This is a genomic window from Rhodococcoides kyotonense (genome assembly GCF_900188125.1).
Lineage (GTDB): Bacteria > Actinomycetota > Actinomycetes > Mycobacteriales > Mycobacteriaceae > Rhodococcoides > Rhodococcoides kyotonense.
In genome coordinates, this window is the sequence record NZ_FZOW01000002.1 from 147,915 (window position 1) to 167,681 (window position 19,767).

At 65.6% G+C, this 19,767-nt stretch carries 6 protein-coding genes; all 6 read left to right on the forward strand.

Annotated elements, in window-relative coordinates; translation table 11 throughout:
• The first annotated feature begins 48 nt into the window (after positions 1–48).
• Entirely contained in the window at positions 49–1,344 is a 1,296-nt protein-coding gene (locus CHB96_RS03555; RefSeq protein WP_089243218.1) for a lysine N(6)-hydroxylase/L-ornithine N(5)-oxygenase family protein, read from the forward strand.
• Entirely contained in the window at positions 1,344–3,065 is a 1,722-nt protein-coding gene (locus tag CHB96_RS03560) for an ABC transporter ATP-binding protein (RefSeq protein ID WP_089243219.1), read from the forward strand. Before CHB96_RS03555 ends, CHB96_RS03560 begins: the two co-directional genes overlap by 1 nt.
• Positions 3,062–4,822 (forward strand): ABC transporter ATP-binding protein, encoded by a 1,761-nt coding sequence (locus CHB96_RS03565; protein WP_089243220.1) that lies wholly within the window; start codon positions 3,062–3,064, stop codon positions 4,820–4,822. The genes CHB96_RS03560 and CHB96_RS03565 overlap by 4 nt, the downstream gene beginning before the upstream one ends.
• A gap of 72 nt (positions 4,823–4,894) precedes the next feature.
• Entirely contained in the window at positions 4,895–5,557 is a 663-nt protein-coding gene (locus CHB96_RS03570; RefSeq protein WP_089243221.1) for an isochorismatase family protein, read from the forward strand.
• On the forward strand, positions 5,554–7,170 hold the full coding sequence (locus tag CHB96_RS03575; RefSeq protein ID WP_089243222.1) for a (2,3-dihydroxybenzoyl)adenylate synthase: 1,617 nt from the start codon (positions 5,554–5,556) through the stop codon (positions 7,168–7,170). Before CHB96_RS03570 ends, CHB96_RS03575 begins: the two co-directional genes overlap by 4 nt.
• Entirely contained in the window at positions 7,167–19,616 is a 12,450-nt protein-coding gene (locus CHB96_RS03580) for a non-ribosomal peptide synthetase (protein ID WP_089243223.1), read from the forward strand. Before CHB96_RS03575 ends, CHB96_RS03580 begins: the two co-directional genes overlap by 4 nt.
• Positions 19,617–19,767 lie beyond the last annotated feature (151 nt).

Below are 19,767 nucleotides of genomic sequence, written 5' to 3' on the forward strand. Positions count from 1 at the left end.
GATAGGTTAGGCTACGTTAATCACTTCGACGGAGGACGACTTGTGCTGATGGAGAGCGATCATTCCGAGGTAGTCGACATCGTGGGAGTCGGATTCGGGCCGTCGAATCTGGGCCTGGCGATCGCTCTGAAAGAGCACAACTCGGAGGTCCCCGAAGGACGCAGGCTGACGGCTACGTTCGTCGAACGGCAGCCCGAGTTTCGCTGGCACGCCGGGATGTTGCTTCCCGGTGCGACGATGCAGATCTCGTTCCTGAAGGACCTCGCGACGCAGCGTAACTCCCGCAGCGAGTTCACCTTTCTCGAATACCTCACGCACCGTGGACGTCTCACTCATTTCATCAATCTGCAGACGTTCTTTCCGTCCAGGGTCGAATTCCACGACTACCTGAGGTGGGCCGCCGACAAGGTCGCTGCCGACGTCCATTACTCGACGTCGGCGACGTCCGTGACATGGAACGGTGAGCTGTTCGAGGTCGCCGTCGTCGGTGCGGACGGCAGTACGCGGGTACTGCGTGCTCGTAACGTCGTCCTCGCAGGTGGGCTCGCCCCGAAACTGCCCGACGGTGTGGAAACGACGCCCCGTGTCTTCCACAACCACCGACTGCTGGATCATCTGTCCGCGTTGCCGGCGCTTCATCATCGGCGCTTCGTCGTCGTCGGTGCAGGGCAGAGCGCCGCCGAGGTCGTCGCACATCTGCACGATCGGTTCGCCGACGCGGAAGTGCACGGTGTCATCAGCAAGTACGGGTACAGCCCCGCCGACGACAGCCCGTACGCGAACCGTGTGTTCGATCCGGAGGCCGTCGACGACTTCTATTCGGCTACACCACAATTGCGTGCCCAGCTGATGGCCTACCACCGCAGTACCAATTACTCGGCCGTCGACCTGCCGCTGATCGAGGATCTGTACGGCCGCGAGTACACCGAGCGGGTCACGGGGGACCGCCGACTGTTCGTTCACGGTGCGTCGGAAGTGTCGACGCCTGTCGCGTCCGAGAGTGGCGTCGATGTGACCGTTCGGCACCGTCCGACCGGCCGCGACGAGTTGTTGCAATGTGACGCAGTGATTTTCGCAACGGGTTTCAGGCCGCTGGATCTGCGCAGAATTCTCGGGCCGTTGGCCGACGAGTGCAGGTTCGCCGTGGACGGTACACCCGAGCTCGAGCGCGACTACCGGTTGCGGACCGCCGAGCGCGTCACCGGAGGCATCTACTTGCAGGGCGGTACGGAGCACTCGCACGGCTTGACGTCGTCGCTGCTGTCGAACATCGCGGTGCGTTCGGGTGAGCTGGTGGACTCGCTGGCATCTCGCGCGCTGCTCGATTCGGTACTGACACACTGATGAAACTGCCCGTCTATTTCGCAGCGCCCGCGACGCCGATCGCGACCGCCGACATCGTCGTCACCGAATCGACGACAGCGCGCGAGCTGACTCGGCGAACGATGTTCGCGGCCAAGAAGTACACCGTGCCTGCCGGCGCGCTGCTCATCGTTCATCAGCTCTGTGCCGCACTGGTTCCGGTGATCATGGGTGTCGCCGTCGACCGTGCGATCGGACCAGGTGACGTCGGCCAGCTCGTCCTGTGGGTGCTCGTCCTCGGTGTGGTCTACGCGGGAGTGTCGGTGACCTACCGATTCGGTTCGCGCATCGGCTTTCTCGGTATGAACTCGATCCAGCATCAGGTACGTACCAGAATCACCGACCGCATTCTCGACGCCAGGGGAATGGCGGGTCCGGCGCGGCAACCCGGCATGTTGCTGAACATCGCGACGTCCGACGCGCGCCAAATGGCAAGTGCCGTCGCGATCGTCGTGTATCCGGTCGGGGAATTCGCTGCCGTGGTCGCCTCCGCAGTGATTCTGCTCTACATCTCGTGGCCGCTCGGCCTCGCGATCCTCGTCGCCACACCGTTGATGCTGTGGCTCATGGATCGAGCCGGTTCACCGTTGCGGGTACGCAGCATGCACGAGCAGCAGGCAGCCGGTGAAGCCGCGGGCACGGCAACCGATCTCGTCGGAGGATTCCGAATCGTCAAGGGCCTCGGTGCGGAACACCAGGCAGGTACTCGGTATCTCGATGCGAGCGAACGCGCACTGCGCAAGACATTGAAGGCGAGTGTGGCGCGCGCCGGCTACCTCGGATCCATGGAAGCCGTCGCCGGACTGTTCATCGCCGGTGTCGCCGTCGCGGCCGGTCTGATGGCGCTCGGTGACGCGATGACGGTCGGCCAATTGATCACCGTCGTCGCCGTCACCCAGTTCGTCATGGGTCCGCTGCAGGCGTTCGCGTCGAACGCGGGCACCATCTGGGCCCAGGCGGTGGCGTCGGCGGAACGAGTACTGACCGTGCTCCAGGCGCCACCCGCCCGGGGTCACAGTGACCGGCTCGGCGCGACAACAGGATTCGAGATCCGGTTCGACGGCGTGGTCCTCGGGTCGCGGCGTGCACTGGACCTGCGCGTCCCCGAAGGTGAATTTCTCGCGATCCAGGCCGATGCCGGTCTCACCGCACAGCTCACCGACGTGCTCGCCGGTCTCGCTACTCCGGCCGCAGGGACCGTGACCGTCGGAGGTGTCGACGCGGCGGATCTGTCCGACGGCGATCGACGCACGACGTTGCTCGTCGCACCGCACGAGAGCGATCTCTTCGAAGGCACCCTGGCGGAGAACATCGCTGCGGAGAACAGTGCAGCAGACACCGTGTGCAGGGACTCGGATGCAGTGGCACGCGCGATCTTCGCCGCAGCGTGCGACGACGTCGTCGATGTTCTTCCCCACGGCCTCGACACCCCGGTGGGTGAGGCGGGCAGGTTGTTGTCCGGAGGTCAGCGTCAACGCGTCTCCCTTGCCCGTGCGCTCGCGGCCGATCCGGCGGTACTCGTTCTGATCGAGCCGACGTCGGCAGTCGATTCCGTGACCGAAGCCGCTGTTGCAGAACGCATGACGACCGCACGTGAAGGCCGGACCACGATCGTGTTCACGTCGTCGCCTGCACTGCTTGCAGCGGCCTCGACGGTCGTTCCGCTCTCCGCCGACGGTGCAGCACTGGAGGTGTCGCGATGACGACCACGATCGAACGGACAACGCTCCCCATAGCGAATCGTGCGGCCGTCGTGGCCGAGGTGCGCCGCGCGATGCACGGTCAGGGCCTGAGGTCTGTGGTCGTCGTGGTGACGATGATCGTCGGAGCCGCACTCGGACTCGTCGCACCGTGGGCGCTCGGCCTGATGGTCGACGCCGTCGTCGAAGGCAACACCGGTGGCCGTATCTGGGTACTCGGCGCCGTCATGGTCGTCGCAGCACTCGGCTTCGCGGCGTTCAGCGCACTCGGAGTCGTCCTGTCGTCGAGATTGTTCGAGACGCTGCTGGCCAGGCTTCGCGAGAAGATGTTCACGTCGAGCCTCGGTCTGCCTCTCGAACGCGTAGAAGAAGCCGGAAGCGGAGACGTCGTATCGAGGGCGACCGATGATGTCGAAGAAGTGTCGAACGCCATCACCTCGGTCGTACCCGCTCTGTCGACGTCGTTGTTCACCGTCCTGCTGACCGCGGTCGGCCTGACCGCGTTGGACTGGCGGTTCCTCGCCGCACTCGTCGTCATCGTGCCCATCTACGCGTTCGCGGTGCGCTGGTACCTGCGCAATGCACCCGAGATCTATGCCGCCGAACGAGCAGCGATGGGCGTTCGCGCGCAACATGTTCTGGGTTCGATCCACGGGTTGCGCACAGTCCACGCGTACGACCTGGCGCCGTCGCTCGCGCGCCGCATCGGCCTTCACTCGTGGGAGGTCGTGCGGTGGACGATGCGTGCGCGGATCGTGCAGAACCGCTTCTACGGACGGCTCAACACCGCGCAGTACGTGGGAATGGCGTCGCTTCTGATCATCGGGTTCTACCTCGTCGGCGCCGACGCGTTGACGGTCGGCGCGACGACGACGGCAGTGCTGTTCTTCCTGCGCCTGTTCGAACCGATCGAGGACGTTCTGCTCGTCATCGACGAACTGCAATCCGCGCTCGCCTCACTCGCCAGGATCGTCGGTGTCATCCAGGTGGGTCACACCGAATCCGGCGATACGACTCCGCTTCCGAAGACGGGAACTCTCGAGGCGCGGAACGTCACGTTCGGCTACCGGCCGGACAGGCCCGTCGTGCGGGGGATCGACTTCCGCGTCGAACCCGGTGAGACCGTCGCCGTGGTCGGCGCGTCGGGATCGGGGAAGACGACGCTGGCGGCACTGCTCGCGGGTGTTCGGATGCCAGGCACCGGACGCATCGGTTTCGGGTCCGTCGACATCGCCGGTGCATCCGACACCGACCGAGCACGCCGCGTCACACTGATCACGCAGGAGGTCCACGTGTTCGCCGGGCCGCTGCGTGACGACCTCGCCTTGGCGGATCCCAGTGCCGACGATGCGACGAAGCTCGCGGCACTGGACACGGTGTTCGCCCGCGAGTGGGTCGACCTGCTGCCGGATGGGCTCGACACCGTCGTCGGGGCAGGCGGCCACCAGCTCACGCCGATTCAAGCCCAACAGCTGGCGCTGGCGAGGCTGGTACTGGCGGACCCGCCGGTGGCGATTCTCGACGAAGCCACTGCCGACGCAGGCAGCAGCGGCGCAGGCCTACTCGAACGCGCAGCGGAGGCGGCCCTCGTCGGTCGCAGCGCGGTGATAGTGGCGCATCGCCTCGATCAGGCACGTCGTGCCGACCGGATCGTACTGATGCACGACGGGACGATCGTCGAAGAAGGAACTCACGAGAACTTGATCGACCGGCGTGGTCGGTACAGCGAGCTGTGGGAGGCGTGGAGCAGGCACCGCTAGCCCTGCGCGCGTCGAAAGATCAGGCAGACAAACCGTTTCGAAGAATCGCAACAGAAAACGAGAGGGACGACAATGGCAATTCCCAAGATTTCGAGCTACTCGATTCCCGGGCGTGACGAGATTCCTGCCAACGTCGTCGACTGGGAGCTCGACCCGAACCGGGCCGCACTGCTCATCCACGACATGCAGAACTACTTCATCGACGCGTACGTCGATGCGCCCGGGCTGATCACACCCGTCGTGAACAACATCGTCGCGCTGCGTGAACAGGCATCCGAGCTGGGCATCCCGGTCGTCTACACGATGCAGCCGGGAGACCAACACCCCTCGCGCCGAGGCATTCTCGCGGACTTCTGGGGCCCAGGCCTCGGCACGGGTCGCGATACCGACGTCATCGACGCCCTCGCACCGCGTCGCGGCGACATCGAGGTCACCAAGTGGCGCTATTCGGCGTTCCAGCGCACCGACCTTCGTGAGCTGCTCGGTCACCACGGCCGCGACCAGCTGATCGTCACCGGCGTCTACGCGCACATGGGATGCATGCTCAGTGCCGCCGAGGCATTCATGTCCGACGTGTGCCCGTTCCTCGTGCTCGACGCCACCGCGGACTTCTCGCGCGACGAGCATCTGATGGCCGCAACATACGCGGCGAAGCGGTGCGGAGCTGTTGTCACGACGTCCGATGTCGCGGGTGCATTGAACCGAGCGCCGGTGGCAGTGGGAGCCGGACTGTGAGTTCTTCGGCGGACACGCTCGCGCCGCTCGTTCTGGACGGCGTCGTCGCGTACCCCGAGGAGTTCGCTGCTCGCTACCGGGACAAGGGGTACTGGATCGGCCAGACACACTCGGATCTGTTGGCGGACACGGTGTCCGCGCATCCGGCGCGCATCGCCGTCGTCGACGCGAACCGGTCGCTGACCTACTGGGAACTCGCCGACCGCGTCCAGAAGGTCGCGGGTGAGCTGTCGGCGCGCGGGATACAGCGCGGCGACCGCGTCGTCGTGCACATGCCGAACACGACCGAGTTCGTCGAGGTCGTATTCGCGTTGTTCGAACTCGGCGCCCTTCCCGTATTCGCGCTCGCGGCGCATCGCCGCGCCGAGATCGAACAGTTCTGCGTAGCCACGGGAGCCCACGGATACGTCACCGTGGACCGGTTCGGCCTGACGTCGTTCGAGGACATCGCGGCCGAGATCGACACTGCCGTAGCCGGTCTCGTCACCGTCGTGGTACCGGTCGGTGACCCGTCGTGGGCCCAGGCCGAGCCTGCAGCACGCAGGACCCGTGCCCTGCCGTCGGACATCGCTTTTCTGCAGCTGTCCGGCGGAACGACGGGTACACCCAAACTGATCCCGCGCACGCACGACGACTACCTGTACTCCGTGCGTGAGAGCGCGCGTATCTGCGCCATCGACGAGACATCGGTCATGCTTGCGGCACTGCCCATTTCGCACAACTTCACCATGAGCTCGCCCGGGCTGCTCGGACTCGTCGCCGTCGGAGGCTGCGTCGTCATGGCGCCCGATCCCTCCCCGGACACCTGTCTGCGGCTCGTCGAACAGCACGAGGTGACGCACGCGGCCCTGGTTCCGCCGGTGTTGATGGCGTGGCTCAACTCGTCTGCGCGCACCGAGCGCGACATATCCTCGCTGGTATCGGTCTGGGTGGGCGGAGCCAAGCTCACCTCCGAGGTGGCTCGACGCGTCGGCCCCGAGCTCGGCTGCGCGTTGACTCAGGTCTTCGGCATGGCCGAAGGGCTCGTGAACTACACCCGCGTCGGTGACGACGACGCCACGGTGTTCGGCACGCAGGGCAGACCCATCTCACCGGACGACGAAGTTCGAGTGGTCGACGATGCGGGCGAACCGGTCGAGGTCGGGATGCCGGGACACCTCCAGACCCGTGGACCGTACACGATTCGCGGGTATTTCGCTGCACCCCAGCACAATCGGACGGCATTCACCGAGGACGGCTTCTACGCGACGGGCGACATCGTCGTTCAGGATGCCAGGGGTTACCTCCAGGTGGTCGGCCGCAGCAAGGATCAGATCAATCGCGGCGGGGAGAAGATCGCACCGGCCGTCGTCGAGAACCATCTGCTCGCCCACGAGGCGATTCACGACGTCTCGGTCGTCGGTATTCCAGATCCGGTTCTGGGAGAGAAGATCTGCGCGTTCGTCATCCGGCGTGACTCGGATTCGGACGTCCCGACGGCGGGTCAGCTGAGGGCGTTCCTGCGCACCGAGCGCAAGGTCGCCGCGTACACCGTTCCTGACACGTTCGAGTTCGTCTCCGAATTCCCCACGACCTCGGTGGGCAAGATCGACAAAAAGGTTCAATCACGATGACACTCGTCGAAGAGCATCACGCCGACGACACCGAGACGGTAATGCTGCCGCTCACCGGTGCGCAACTGGGAATCTGGAATGCCCAACGGCTGGAGCCGGATTCACCGTACTACCTCGTCGGCGAGGTGCTCGAGATCGACGCGTCTGCCGACGGCAGTTCGATCGATGTCCCGGCATTGATCGATGCGATCACCGCGACCGTCGGAGAAGCCGAGACCATGCGGTTGCGGTTCGTGTCCACCGAGGACGGCCCTCGGCAGTGGATCGAACCTGCAGGTGAGGTGGCCGTTCCGATCGTCGATCTGTCCGGCGAGGCGGATCCGCACGCTGCGGCGCACGAGCGCGTCGCGCAGATTCGTCACGACGCGGCTCTTCTCGCCCGGGACATGGTGGACCGAGAGCTGTTCGTCTACACGGTGCTTCAGTTGTCCGACTCGGAGACCTGGTGTGTTCAGCTGTACCACCACCTGATCGTCGACGGGTACTCCGCGGCGATGATCTCTCGTAGACTCGCTGCTCGGTACACCTCTGCGATCACCGGAAAGAAGCTGCGGCCCAATACGTTCGGATCGTTCGAGGACGTCGTCGTCGAGGACGTTCGGTACCGAGAGTCCGACGATGCCGTCGGCGATCGCGAGTACTGGACGAATCGACTGAATCCTCTTCCCGAGCTTCGCGGACGATCGACCGGCGATGTGGGGTCCGCATCTCGGACGCATTCCGCACGCGCCGTCGTCGACGCCGATGGCATGGCAGTGATGAAATCCATCGCGGATGGCCTCGGCTGCACCTGGGCCGACGTGTTCATCGGCGCATATGTCGGTTTCGTGGCTCGCCTGCACCAGAGCACCGACGTCGTGCTCGCGCTGCCGGTGATGGTGCGCACCACGCGCGCGGCGCTGACCACGCCGTCGATGGCGGTGAACGTTCTGCCGCTTCGGGTATCGGTGGCTCTCGCCGACGACATCGCGACTCTGGCGAGCTCGGTAGCGACCGCGCTGGGTGAGCTTCGAGCGCACCAACGCTATCGAGGCGAGGACGTCGTACGAGACCTGGCGGCTCCAGGGGCAGGCGCATTGCTGCACGGCGTCGGAATCAACCTGAAGGCCTTCGACTTCGATCTGGACTTCGCAGGTGCCGTCGGCACTCTGCGCAACGTGGCGGGTGGCCCACCCGAGGAACTCGGACTGACGGCCACGCCGATCGACGGCGGGCGAATGTTGCTCGGCTTCGAGGTCGACGCCCGAGCCGTCTCCGCCGAGGCGGCGACCGCTCGGGTGCAGGGCCTCGCCGAGCTCGTCCGCGCTCTGTGCAGTCCCGATCGACCCCGCCTCGGTGACGTGAATCTGCGTGGATCGTCGATCCCCGCTGGATGGAATCCACCTGCGTTGGTGCAGGACGTGCCGTCCGTGCCCGACGTGTTCGCGGACATGGTGGACGCCCATGCAGGCGACGTCGTGCTCGTGGACGACGAGAAGCAGTGGACTGCAGCAGAACTCGGTGACCGAGTCGGTACGATCGCGGGCGCGCTCCGCCGCCGCGGCATCGGCGCGGAAGACGTCGTCGCCCTCGCGCTGCCGCGGAACGCGGACATCGTCGCCAGCATCTTCGCAGTGTGGCAAGTCGGTGCAGCGTACGTCGTGCTCGACCCGTCGTATCCGCTGGAGCGGCTCGACGGTCTTGTTCGACAGGCGAAGCCCGCGGTGCTTCTGTGCGACGACGAATCCCCGGTGACGGCCGACTGCGACGTGGTCGCACTGCGCGGCCTCGCGACCGAGGCGCGTCGGTCCGAACTCGGTGTCTCGGTGACCGATCCCGACGACATGGCCTACGTGCTGTTCACCTCCGGGTCGACGGGCACACCGAAAGGCGTCGTCGTCCGCGCGGGCGGCCTCGCGCACCTCGTTGCGCGTCAGCGTGCCAGTGTCTACGCCGATGCCGCGGCTCGTGCCGGTGGCCGTCGACTACATGTCGCCCACACGACGTCGTTCGCCTTCGATGCCTCACTCGATCCGCTGCTGTGGATACTCGACGGACACCGAGTGCATCTGTACGACAGCGAAGTTCAACGAGACGCCGACCTCCAGATCGCGAAGTTCCGAGAGCACGGCATCGACGTCGTCGACACCACACCGTCGATGGCATCGTTCCTGGTCGACGCCGGGTTGGTCGACACGGCCGTCAGCACCGTCGTCGTCGGCGGCGAAGCGCTGCCGTCGAAACTCGCCGAGGTGCTCGCAGCGAGTCCGGCTCGGGCCTACAACATGTACGGGCCGACCGAAGCGACCGTGGATGCGATTTCGGACGACGTCGACAGTGCGTCGGTCCGTATCGGACGCCCGCTCGACGGCACCGCGGCCTATCTTCTCGACGGTGCGCTACAGCCCGCGCTCGACGGCGAGATCGGTGAGCTGTATCTCGCGGGACCACAACTGGCCCGAGGGTATCTCGACAGGCCGGGCGTCACCTCCGAACGCTTCGTCGCGAACCCTCATCACGAGGGTCTGCGCATGTACCGCACCGGTGACCTGGCCCGGTGGGACAGGGAGAGCGGGTTCGAATACCTTGGCCGCGCGGACGATCAGGTGAAGATCCGCGGGCACCGCATCGAGCTGCGTGAGGTGGAAAGCGCTCTGGCCCTGACCGATTCGGTGCGAACGGCAGTGGCCGTCGTCGTCGGGTCGGGCGTCGAGGTGAAATTGATCGGATACGTCACCGCCGACGGTGATCCGACCGGCGACGACATCCGACGCGACCTGCTCACTCGTGTTCCGGACCATCTCGTCCCGTCAGCGGTCGTCGTACTCGACGAACTGCCGGTCACCGTCAACGGCAAGGTGGACAAGGCTCGATTGCCCGCACCGACGACGGCAACGGAGTCGCAGGCCGATCGCCGCCCGAGCACACCAGCCGAATACGCACTGTGTGCCGTCATCGGCGACGTACTCGGCCAGGACGACGTCTCACTCGATGCCGATCTGTTCACCCTCGGCGGCGACAGCATCGGTGCCATCGCCATCAGCTCACGACTTCGTGGTCACGGGATCGTGCTCACACCCAAGGAGATTCTGTCGGGGAAGGACCTCGCGACGCTGGCCGCGGCAGGTCGTGCCCTCGAACGGCCCACCGACAGCGACGAGGACGTCGCCATCGGCGTCGCACCGACCACCCCGATCATGCGCAACGCACTGTCCGTCGACACGCTCGACGTGATGGCGTCGTATGCGCAGTGGACGGCAGTCGAAGTGCAGGATCGCCTCGACCTCGACACGCTTGCAGACGCGGTCGCCGCAGTGCTGCAGCGGCACAGCGCACTGCGGATGATCGTCACGGACGCCGAATCGGTGGAGATACTCGAAGACCACAACGCGCCGGTCGTCAGCGAGTTCGGATCGGCGACGACTTCCGAGACCAGTGATGTCGAGTACGCACGAGATCTCGCGGGGACACTCGATCCGTCGTCGGGAAAGATGCTGGCCGTCGGTATCGTTCGGGTGGCGGACGGGCCGGACCGTGTGCTCACGGTCGCCCATCACTTCGCGGTCGACGCCGTGTCCTGGGGCGTGCTGGTCTCGGACCTCCTCGCCTTCGCATCGGGCCGGGATGTGCCGCAGGTCGACGAAGAGTCGTGGCGACACCGCGCCACTGAGCTGTCCGCCCGCGCGGCCGCACACGGATACATCGACGAAATCGACCACTGGACAGCCGTTCTGGAGTCGGACTCCGCAGCGTTGACGCACGCCGGGCCCCGTCCTGGCATCGACACCCATGCGACGTCGACGATCACACACACGACGGCATCGACGGCTGTCACCATGGCAATACTCGACGACCTGTGCGCGCGCTATGCCGCACGGCCCGACGAGGTACTGCTCCTCGCGCTGACGCTTGCGGTTCGCGGCCATCGCGGTGCGGGCCGAGGTGATTTCCCGGTGCTCATGGAGGGCCACGGTCGCGACTCGGACACCGATCACGACAGGGGGCGAGGATCGACCGTCGGCTGGTTCACGACCGAGTATCCGGTGCGTGCACCGGCGTCGCTCGTGGCCGACGATGTCAGCTTTGCCGAAGCACGCTCGGGCGGAGCGGTTCTCGCCGACATGCTGCATGCGATCAAGGCCGAACGACGACGCGGCCGCGACAACGGAATCGGCTACGGAGTCCTGCGTTTCCTCGACGACGCCGGCCGCGATCTGGTTTCTCTGCCTGCGCCGCAGATAGTGCTGAACTACCTCGGTACGTCGACGGGCTTGGCCGGGCCAGGGTGGCGCTCGGCGCGTGAGGCATTCGGGGTCGTCGAGCCTGCCGCGCGCACGTTGTCGGAGGTGTTGGCCGTCAACGTGTCCGTGCACGAACGCACGCTGACGATCGAATGGACCGCTGCGAGCGCACTGTTGGACGAGAACAGTGTGGATGCACTTCGACGGGGGTTCTCCGACGCGTTGGAGAGTCTGGCTGCGCACGCCGCGCTCTTCCCCGGTGGGTTGAGTGCCGTCGACTGCGAGGCGGTGTCGATCACCCAGTCTCAGATCGCGGAACTCGAAGCCATCACCGGGCCGCTGGCCACCGTGCTACCGCTGTCTCCACTGCAGGCAGGCTTGCTGGCACACGCCGCCCGGTTCACCGAACGCGACGTCTACACCTTGACCGCGGTCGTCGACCTCGACGGCGATCTCGATCCGGTGCGGCTGCAGACAGCGTTCCACGCCGTCGTGACACGCCATCCGAACCTGGCATCCGGCTTCCACTTCGAGGGAGTCGACGATCCGGTCCAGACGATCCCGCGCGTCATCACCGTTCCGTGGGACGTCACCGACCTTCGTGGTCTGTCGCGTCAGGCGGCCTGCTCGGCTACGTCCCTGCTGCAGACGCGAGCAGCTGCGCGTGTGTTCGATGTTCGACGCGGCCCGCTTCTCGCCGCTCGGGTGGTGCTGTTGCCGGAGAACCGAACACAGTTGATCCTCAACGCCCATCACCTGGTGACCGACGGATGGTCGACACCGATCGTGCTCCGAGAGCTGGTCCATCACTACAACCACGGGGGCTCCGGTCTGCCTCCTGCCGCGGACTACGCCGACTTCCTCGTCTGGTTGACGCGCCTGAACCGCACCGATCTGCTCGGCGCGTGGCGTGCGCGTCTCGCGGGCCTGACACAGCCGACCATCGTTGCTCGCGGGGAAGACGGAGGCAGCGCAGCGCTGTCGATCGACGTCGATGTGCCGTCGACGATGGGGGATCGGCTCGCGGCACTCGCGCGAGAGAACGGCCTCACGGTCAACTCGGTGGTGCAGGGCGCGTGGAGCGCTGTGTTGGCTGCGCTCGTCGGACGCGACGACGTGGTGTTCGGAACGACGGTGTCCGGCAGGCCGTCCGATCTCGATCGGGCCACGGAGATGGTCGGGCTCTTCAGCAACACCGTGCCCGTCCGGCTTCGAATGGACAGCCGCCCGTTGGTCGAGGTGTTACAGCAAAGCCAGAGGGAACAGTACGAACTCGGTGACGCGCAGCAGCTGTCGTTGTCGGAGATCGAGTCGTGCGCCGACGCGCGCGGGCCCCTGTTCGACACTCTCGTCGTGTTCGAGAACTACCCGAATGTGTTCGGTCCACAGGATGATTCGGACCCGGAGACACGCATCACCGGAATCGGCAACGTCAGCGTCACTCAGTACCCGCTGTCGCTGCTCGCGCCTCCCGGCGACGCCTTCACCCTCGTCGTCGATCACGATCCGGCCGTGGTCAGCGGATCGATCGCAGGTGCTGTGGCACAGGCACTTCCGGCCGTGTTGGCCGAGATGATCGACAGTCTTCGGCGCCCGGCGTCGGACTTCGTTCCGTCCTCGATCGACCCGCTGCCGCCACGTTCGGACCGTACCGCCGATCACGCCACACCTGATCTCCGTCCCGTTGATGCTCGCACCGCCGAGACCATCGCCGCGCGCTTGTCCGACGTACTCGAGACCCAGGTGGGCGTCGACGACGACTTCTTCGACCGCGGCGGCCATTCACTCGCTGCGATGCGCGCGGTCTCGGTACTGAGACGATGCGGTGTCGCGGTCACCGTCGCCGAGATATTCGCCGCGCGGACGCCGACAGTGCTTGCGACACTGTCGCGGCCGATCGGAGACCAGGTCGAACCTGCCGTGTCGGCGCCCGCCGAACCGGTGATGTCCTCTGCTCAGCGGCGTCTGTGGATTCTCGAACGGTTGGGCCAGGGTTCACGAGCACACGACGTTCCGGTCGTACTCGAGTTCTCCGGGCCGATCGACGTCGACGCGATGGCAGGGGCATGGCGAGATGTGCTGTCACTGTTCGAGATTCTGCGCACGTGTTATCCAGGGGATTCGGCCGGCGATCCGTATCCTGTCGTTCTTGCCGAGTCCGACATTCCGGCTATGACGACGGTGGATGTGGTGAACGGTGTCGATGCTTCGGTGCACGCGCTTCTCACGGACCCGGCCGCGACATTCGACATCGAACGAAGAATTCCTGCGCGTGCCACGATCGTTCGAGGAGACGGCCGAACCGTTCTGGTGATCGTCGTGCACCACATCGCGATCGACGGCACCTCGGTGGGCGTGATCATGGACTCGCTGGCGACTGCGTATCGAGAACGGAGCGCAGGCCGAACCCCCTCGCTCACCACCGGAGCGCCGACGTTCTGGGAGTTCGCGGACAAGGCCGCCGGCCAGTCCGAGAAGTCGGAGCGGTATTGGTCGACGCAGCTTGCCGGGCTCCCGGCCGAACTCGAATTGCCGACGGACCGACCGCGGCCGCGTACTGGCTCGCACCGCTCGATCGGTGTCTCGAAGCCGTTGCAACAGAGCGTGATCGGGGCCGTTCGACAGGCGGCCGTACAGCACGGTGTCAGTCCGCTGATGATCCTCGAGACTGCCGTTGCACTGGCATGGCATCGGTTCGGTGCAGGGGTCGACATTCCGCTGGGCACCACGGTGTCGGACCGTGAACTGATCGACGACGGACGCTTCCGCGACACCGTGGGCTACCTCGTCAACACCGTCGTCCACCGGATCGATCTGTCGGGTAATCCGACTCCCGCACAGGTCTTGGAACGCGTACGCACGACGAGCCTCGATGCCCTCGCTCATCAGCAGACTCCGTTCGATCGCGTCGTCGAAGCGGTCGCACCGGAACGTGCTCTGGGACGGCATCCGCTGTTCCAGACGATCGTCGGCCACGACGTCCGCGGCGGCTCGTTCGACTTCGGGGGCGTGACGGCTTCCGAACTGGAGCTCGCCGACCCGCCCGCCCGCATGGACGTCGCGATCTGGTTGCGCGAACATGGGAACGGGATCGACCTGGCCGTCGGTGGTGCCGCAGACCTGTTCGACGCCGACACGGTCGACAGGCTGGCCATCGAGATCGTTCGTTCACTCGAGTGCGTTCTAGGGCGTCCCGACGAACGGCTGTCGCAGGTCGGGGGTTCCGAAGCCCTGGAGACAGCAGTCCGGCAGACTGCCCCAGCGTCGTTGATTCAGCGCTTCCTCGACCGTGTCGCCGACGGGCCCGACGCCGCTGCTGTGACGGCGGGGGACCGCCTGCTCACGTACGGCGAACTGGCTGCCCGAGTGGATGCGACGGCGCGTGAGTTGGTGAGCCGCGGGGTACGTCCGGGTTCCGTCGTCGCCGTCGCAGTCGGTCGTGACCAGGATCTGCCGACGGCATTGCTGGCCGTATTACGCTGTGGTGCAGCATATCTGCCCCTCGATGTCGACTATCCGCAGCAGCGGCTGCAGTACATGGTCGACGACGCGAAGCCGAAGTGCGTTCTCGTGCAGTCCTCGACCGCTGGGGCGGTCGAGTGGATCGATCTACCCACGGTCGAGGTCGATCGGATCGATGTGCGTAGTGCACCTGCTGTCGACTTGCCGAGCATCCCTGCGGCCGACGACTCGCTCGCTTATGTCATCCACACGTCCGGCACGACCGGAAATCCCAAGGGCGTCATGATCACGTCGGCGAACCTCGCCGCGTTCGCCGACGCTGCGGTGGTGCTCGAATGGCTGAGGCCGTCGGACACGATCGTCGCAGTCACGACTGTGTCGTTCGACATCGCAGTGCTGGAACTGTTGTGCCCGTTGATCGTCGGGGCATCGGTCGTCGTCGTGCCGCGCGCGACCGTCGTCGATCCGCCGAAACTCGCTCGTGTGATCACGGAGTCCGGTGCGACCGTCGTGCAGGCGACACCGTCGCTGTGGCGGTTGCTGCTCGCCGCAGACCGTGACTATTCGGTGCGTGTACTCGTCGGTGGAGAGGCTGTACCGGCCGAACTCGCGGACCGGCTGTCGGACGTGGGCAGTGAGGTCTGGAACGTGTACGGGCCGACGGAAGCCACGGTGTGGGCGACGGCCGCCAGCTTGGACAAGGGGCGACCTGTCACCATCGGAAGCCCATGGATCGACGTCGATGCTCATGTCCTGGACGAGCTGCTGCGGGAAGTTCCCGACGGTGCGTCCGGTGAGTTGTACCTCGGTGGCGCTCAGGTGGCACGCGGTTATCTGAATCGCTCGTCGCACAGTGCAACACGATTCGTCGCGCACCCGACGCGTACAGGCGCGCGGCTCTACCGCACCGGGGACCTCGTCCGTAAGCGCGACAGTGTCATCGAGTACCTACGCCGCACCGACGACCAAGTCAAGGTGCGCGGCTTCCGCGTGGAACTGGGCGAGGTCGAGACTGCACTGCGCGGGCTCGACGGAGTCGCCGACGCCGCGGCCAAGGTCGCCGAGATCGACGACGGCACCGTCCGGTTGTTCGGATACGTCGTCGCTATCAAGGGAACGGAACCGAACGGAACGGCATTGCGTGCGGAGCTTGCTCCGAAGGTTCCGAATCACTTCCTGCCGCAGTCGATCACCGTCCTGGGAGCACTACCGCGCACGCTCAACGGCAAGCTGGATCGGGCAGCACTGCCGATACCGGATCTCGTGGAACCGGCTGTGGCTGTCGATGTTCGACCACCATCGATGTCGATTCTCGACGACGTACTCGCAGCAGCAGCGGAGGTGCTGGGATCCGTCGTCGATCCGGATGTCGGTTTCTTCGCCGCGGGCGGCGACAGTATTGCGGCGGTTCGGTTCGTCGCGGCAGCCGCGCGGCGCGGCATCGCCGTGGAGATCGCTGCCGTGTTCGAATCGAGCTCACTCGCAGGACTCGCGGACACCGCATCTCGCAGCAGTGGGCAGGCCGCGGACGGCACCGCCGAGCTGATCCGAGTCGAGGATGCCGAGCGCGCGGTTCTCGATGCGGATCACCCAGGGTGGCAGCAGGTTCTGCCGCTGACGCCGTTGCAGCGAGGGATGTACTTCCAATCCGTGACGAGCGGCCGGACCGGCGACAATTACCATGTGCAACACCGCTTCACGTTCGCGGGGACGGTCGATCGCAGGGCTGTGGACATCGCCATGGCAGCCGTGTTGCAGCGGTACCCGAACTTGACGGGCGTCTTCACGCATTCGGTGTTCGCCGAACCGGTGTCGATTCTTCGTCCGGTCGTCGTTGTCGCAGAAGTGCGGACCGTGCAGTCGGAGGCCGAGTTCGACGACGTTGCGGCCGAGGAGTTCTCACGACCGTTCGCGCTCGATCGTGGGCCGTTGCTGCGGACGGTCGTCGTGACCGGTCCGCAGTGCGAGCAAGTGATGGTGACCGGGCATCATCTGCTGACCGACGCGTGGTCGCAAGGCGTGTTGTTCAGCGAGTTCTTCGTGCTGTACGGCACCGCGAAGATGCTGGTCGGTCTCGATTCTTCTCGGCCGGACGGCGATGTCGTCGATGCTGCACTTCGTGTGCTCGAGCCTGCTGCGAACTTCACCGATCACCTACGTTTGTTGTCGTCGTCGGACCACGACGTGTCGGCGAAGGCGTGGGCTTTGCAGCTCGCCGAACTGGACGAGCCCACGATCGTCGCGCCCGACGCCTCGCGGGGAACGATGTCCGTTCCGAACAGGCACACCATAGGAATCGGCGACGCGGTGCGCGACGCCATGGCTGCTCTCGCCGCGGACATGGGCGTGACCGTATCCGCAATCGTCTCTGCAGCTTGGGGATTGACGTTGCGCAGGGTCACCGGGCGGGACGACGTCGTTTTCGGCACCACCGTGTCCGGGCGTGACCCGCGTGTTCCTCGGGTCGACCGCATGGTGGGCCTGACGCTGAACACGGTGCCGGTGCGGGTACGTACGGATCCGGGAATGTCGTTGCACGACCTGGTGCGGGATGTCTTCGGCAGGCAGACGGCCGTGATCGACCACCATCACGTGGGACTCGGCGAGATCTCGCGAGCCGCAGGATTCGAGACGTTGTTCGACACGCTGGTGGTGTTCCGCAACGTCGGCGGCGACGCGGATCGAGCGGGTGTGTTCGAGCGCGCAGGCATCTCCGAGGCCGAGGCGTTCGACGCGACGCACTACGCGGTGACCGTCGACGTCGACCCGCGAAGCCGGGGTGGCGGATTGGAACTCACGATCGAGAATCGGCCCGAACTCGTCGACGACACCACTGCGCGGGCCATGGCGTCGGTCGTCGTCGACATGCTCGGTGCGCTCGTGGATCAGGCGGACACGACGGTCGCACATACCGGTCGACGCCGAGCCGATCTCGAAGCGACACCACTCGTTGCCCCTCGGGTACGCATTCCTGGCCCGGGTGAGTACGAAGGCAATATCGACTCGTTGCTCAGCGAGCGTGCTGCGGCATCGCCGGATCATCCGGCCTTGACGTGCGGTGACGAGACGCTGACGGCACGGCAGTTCGACGATCGGGTGACTGCGCTCGCGTCGTTGCTCGCCGCATCGGGTGTCGGAGCAGGCGACGTCGTCGCTCTGTTGCTGCCCCGCGTCGCCGACCACGTCGTGGCGATCTTCGCCGTGATGCGCAGTGGCGCAGCATATCTTCCGCTCGATCTTGCACATCCGACGTCACGGCACATCGAGTTGGTGCAGGACAGCGGTTCACGCGCGATCATCACCGTCGACGCCGAGTCGGAATCGGTCCGGGCCGTCACCGCGGCCCTGCCATCCGACGTCGACGTACTCGATCTGTCGACACCGACGGTGCGCGATGTTCTGTCGGGTTCGGTCGTGGCGCCGACGGTGTCACCGGACAGGATCGCAGGGCCCGTTCATCCCGATCAGCTCGCATACGTGATCTACACGTCGGGATCGACCGGCAAACCCAAGGGCGTGCAGGTGGGGCATCGTGGGCTGACGACGATGTATCACAATCACCGTGACGAGATATTCCGTCCCACAGAGGATTCCGTCGGCGGGCGAACTCTCCGCATCGCACATACCGTGTCGTTCTCGTTCGACATGTCGTGGGAAGAACTGTTCTGGATGCTCGCCGGGCACCACGTTCATGTGGTCGACGAAGCGGCTCGTGCGGATCCGATCGGACTCGTCGGGCACTACCGTGACGTCGGGATCGACGTCGTCAACGTGACCCCGTCGTACGCAAGGGAATTGGTGGCCGCGGGACTGCTCGACGGCGATCGCGCACCGGTACTGGTGATGCTCGGCGGCGAGGCCGTCCCGCAGGAACTGTGGACGCACTTGCGTGAACAGGACGGTGTCGACGGATACGACCTGTACGGACCGACCGAATTCACCATCAACGCACTGGGATCCGCAGTGCGCGACAGTGCGACGCCATGCCTCGGCAGACCTGTGCGCAATGCCTTCGCGAGAGTGCTCGACTCGGGGCTGCGTCCGGTCGCGGTCGGTGCGGCAGGGGAGCTGTACATGTCGGGTGACGGCGTGGCACAGGGATATCTTGGGCGGCCGGGACGAACCTCGACGGTGTTCCTTGCCGATCCGTTCGCGGCAGGTGAGCGCATGTACCGGACAGGCGACCTCGTGCGATACCTGCCGGGCGGACGTCTCGAATACCTCGGGCGGGCCGATCGGCAGGTGAAGATCCGAGGAATCCGCATCGAGCTCGGGGAGGTGGAATCCGCACTCGAAGCCCTGCCCGGTGTGGAGCGTGCCGCGGCGACGGTGCGGTCGACGGGAACAGCGTCACAGTTGGTGGGATACGTCGTCGCACAGGACGGTTCGACGGATTTCCGTTCGCTGCTGCGGGATTCGGTACCCGCGCACCTTGTTCCGTCGCGCGTCGTGGTCGTCGATCACATTCCGTTGACGATCAACGGCAAGCTCGATCGCGCAGCGCTACCCGAGCCGCCGCGTCGGGATGTCTCGGAGACGCTGCAGACCGCCACGCAGCGAGGCGTCGCACAGATTTTCCGAGACGTGCTCGGGCTGGACGACATCGGAGCCGACGACGGTTTCGCCGACTGCGGTGGTGACTCGCTCGCCGCGATGCGTCTGGTCTCGCGGGTGCAGCGCGACTACGGAGTTCGTATCGAGATCTCGCAACTGATCGCGCGCCAGACGGTGTGCGCCGTTGCGGAACTGGTGGACGGCCGATGAATCCGGTGGAAGTACCCCAGAAGCTAGCACCCCACATCGCCGCGAACTTCGCTTACACTGCGTCGTTGCCGAGTACTACGACTGCGCCCACCCACCGGGGAGCGTTGACGCTGTTCGAAGCCCGATGCTTGCGCGCGAGAAGAATTCCGAT

Coding starts and splice junctions, on each gene's coding strand:
- CHB96_RS03555 (WP_089243218.1), top strand. CDS start 49: ATGGAGAGCGATCATTCCGAGGTAGTCGACATCGTGGGAGTCGGATTC.
- CHB96_RS03560 (WP_089243219.1), top strand. CDS start 1,344: ATGAAACTGCCCGTCTATTTCGCAGCGCCCGCGACGCCGATCGCGACC.
- CHB96_RS03565 (WP_089243220.1), top strand. CDS start 3,062: ATGACGACCACGATCGAACGGACAACGCTCCCCATAGCGAATCGTGCG.
- CHB96_RS03570 (WP_089243221.1), top strand. CDS start 4,895: ATGGCAATTCCCAAGATTTCGAGCTACTCGATTCCCGGGCGTGACGAG.
- CHB96_RS03580 (WP_089243223.1), top strand. CDS start 7,167: ATGACACTCGTCGAAGAGCATCACGCCGACGACACCGAGACGGTAATG.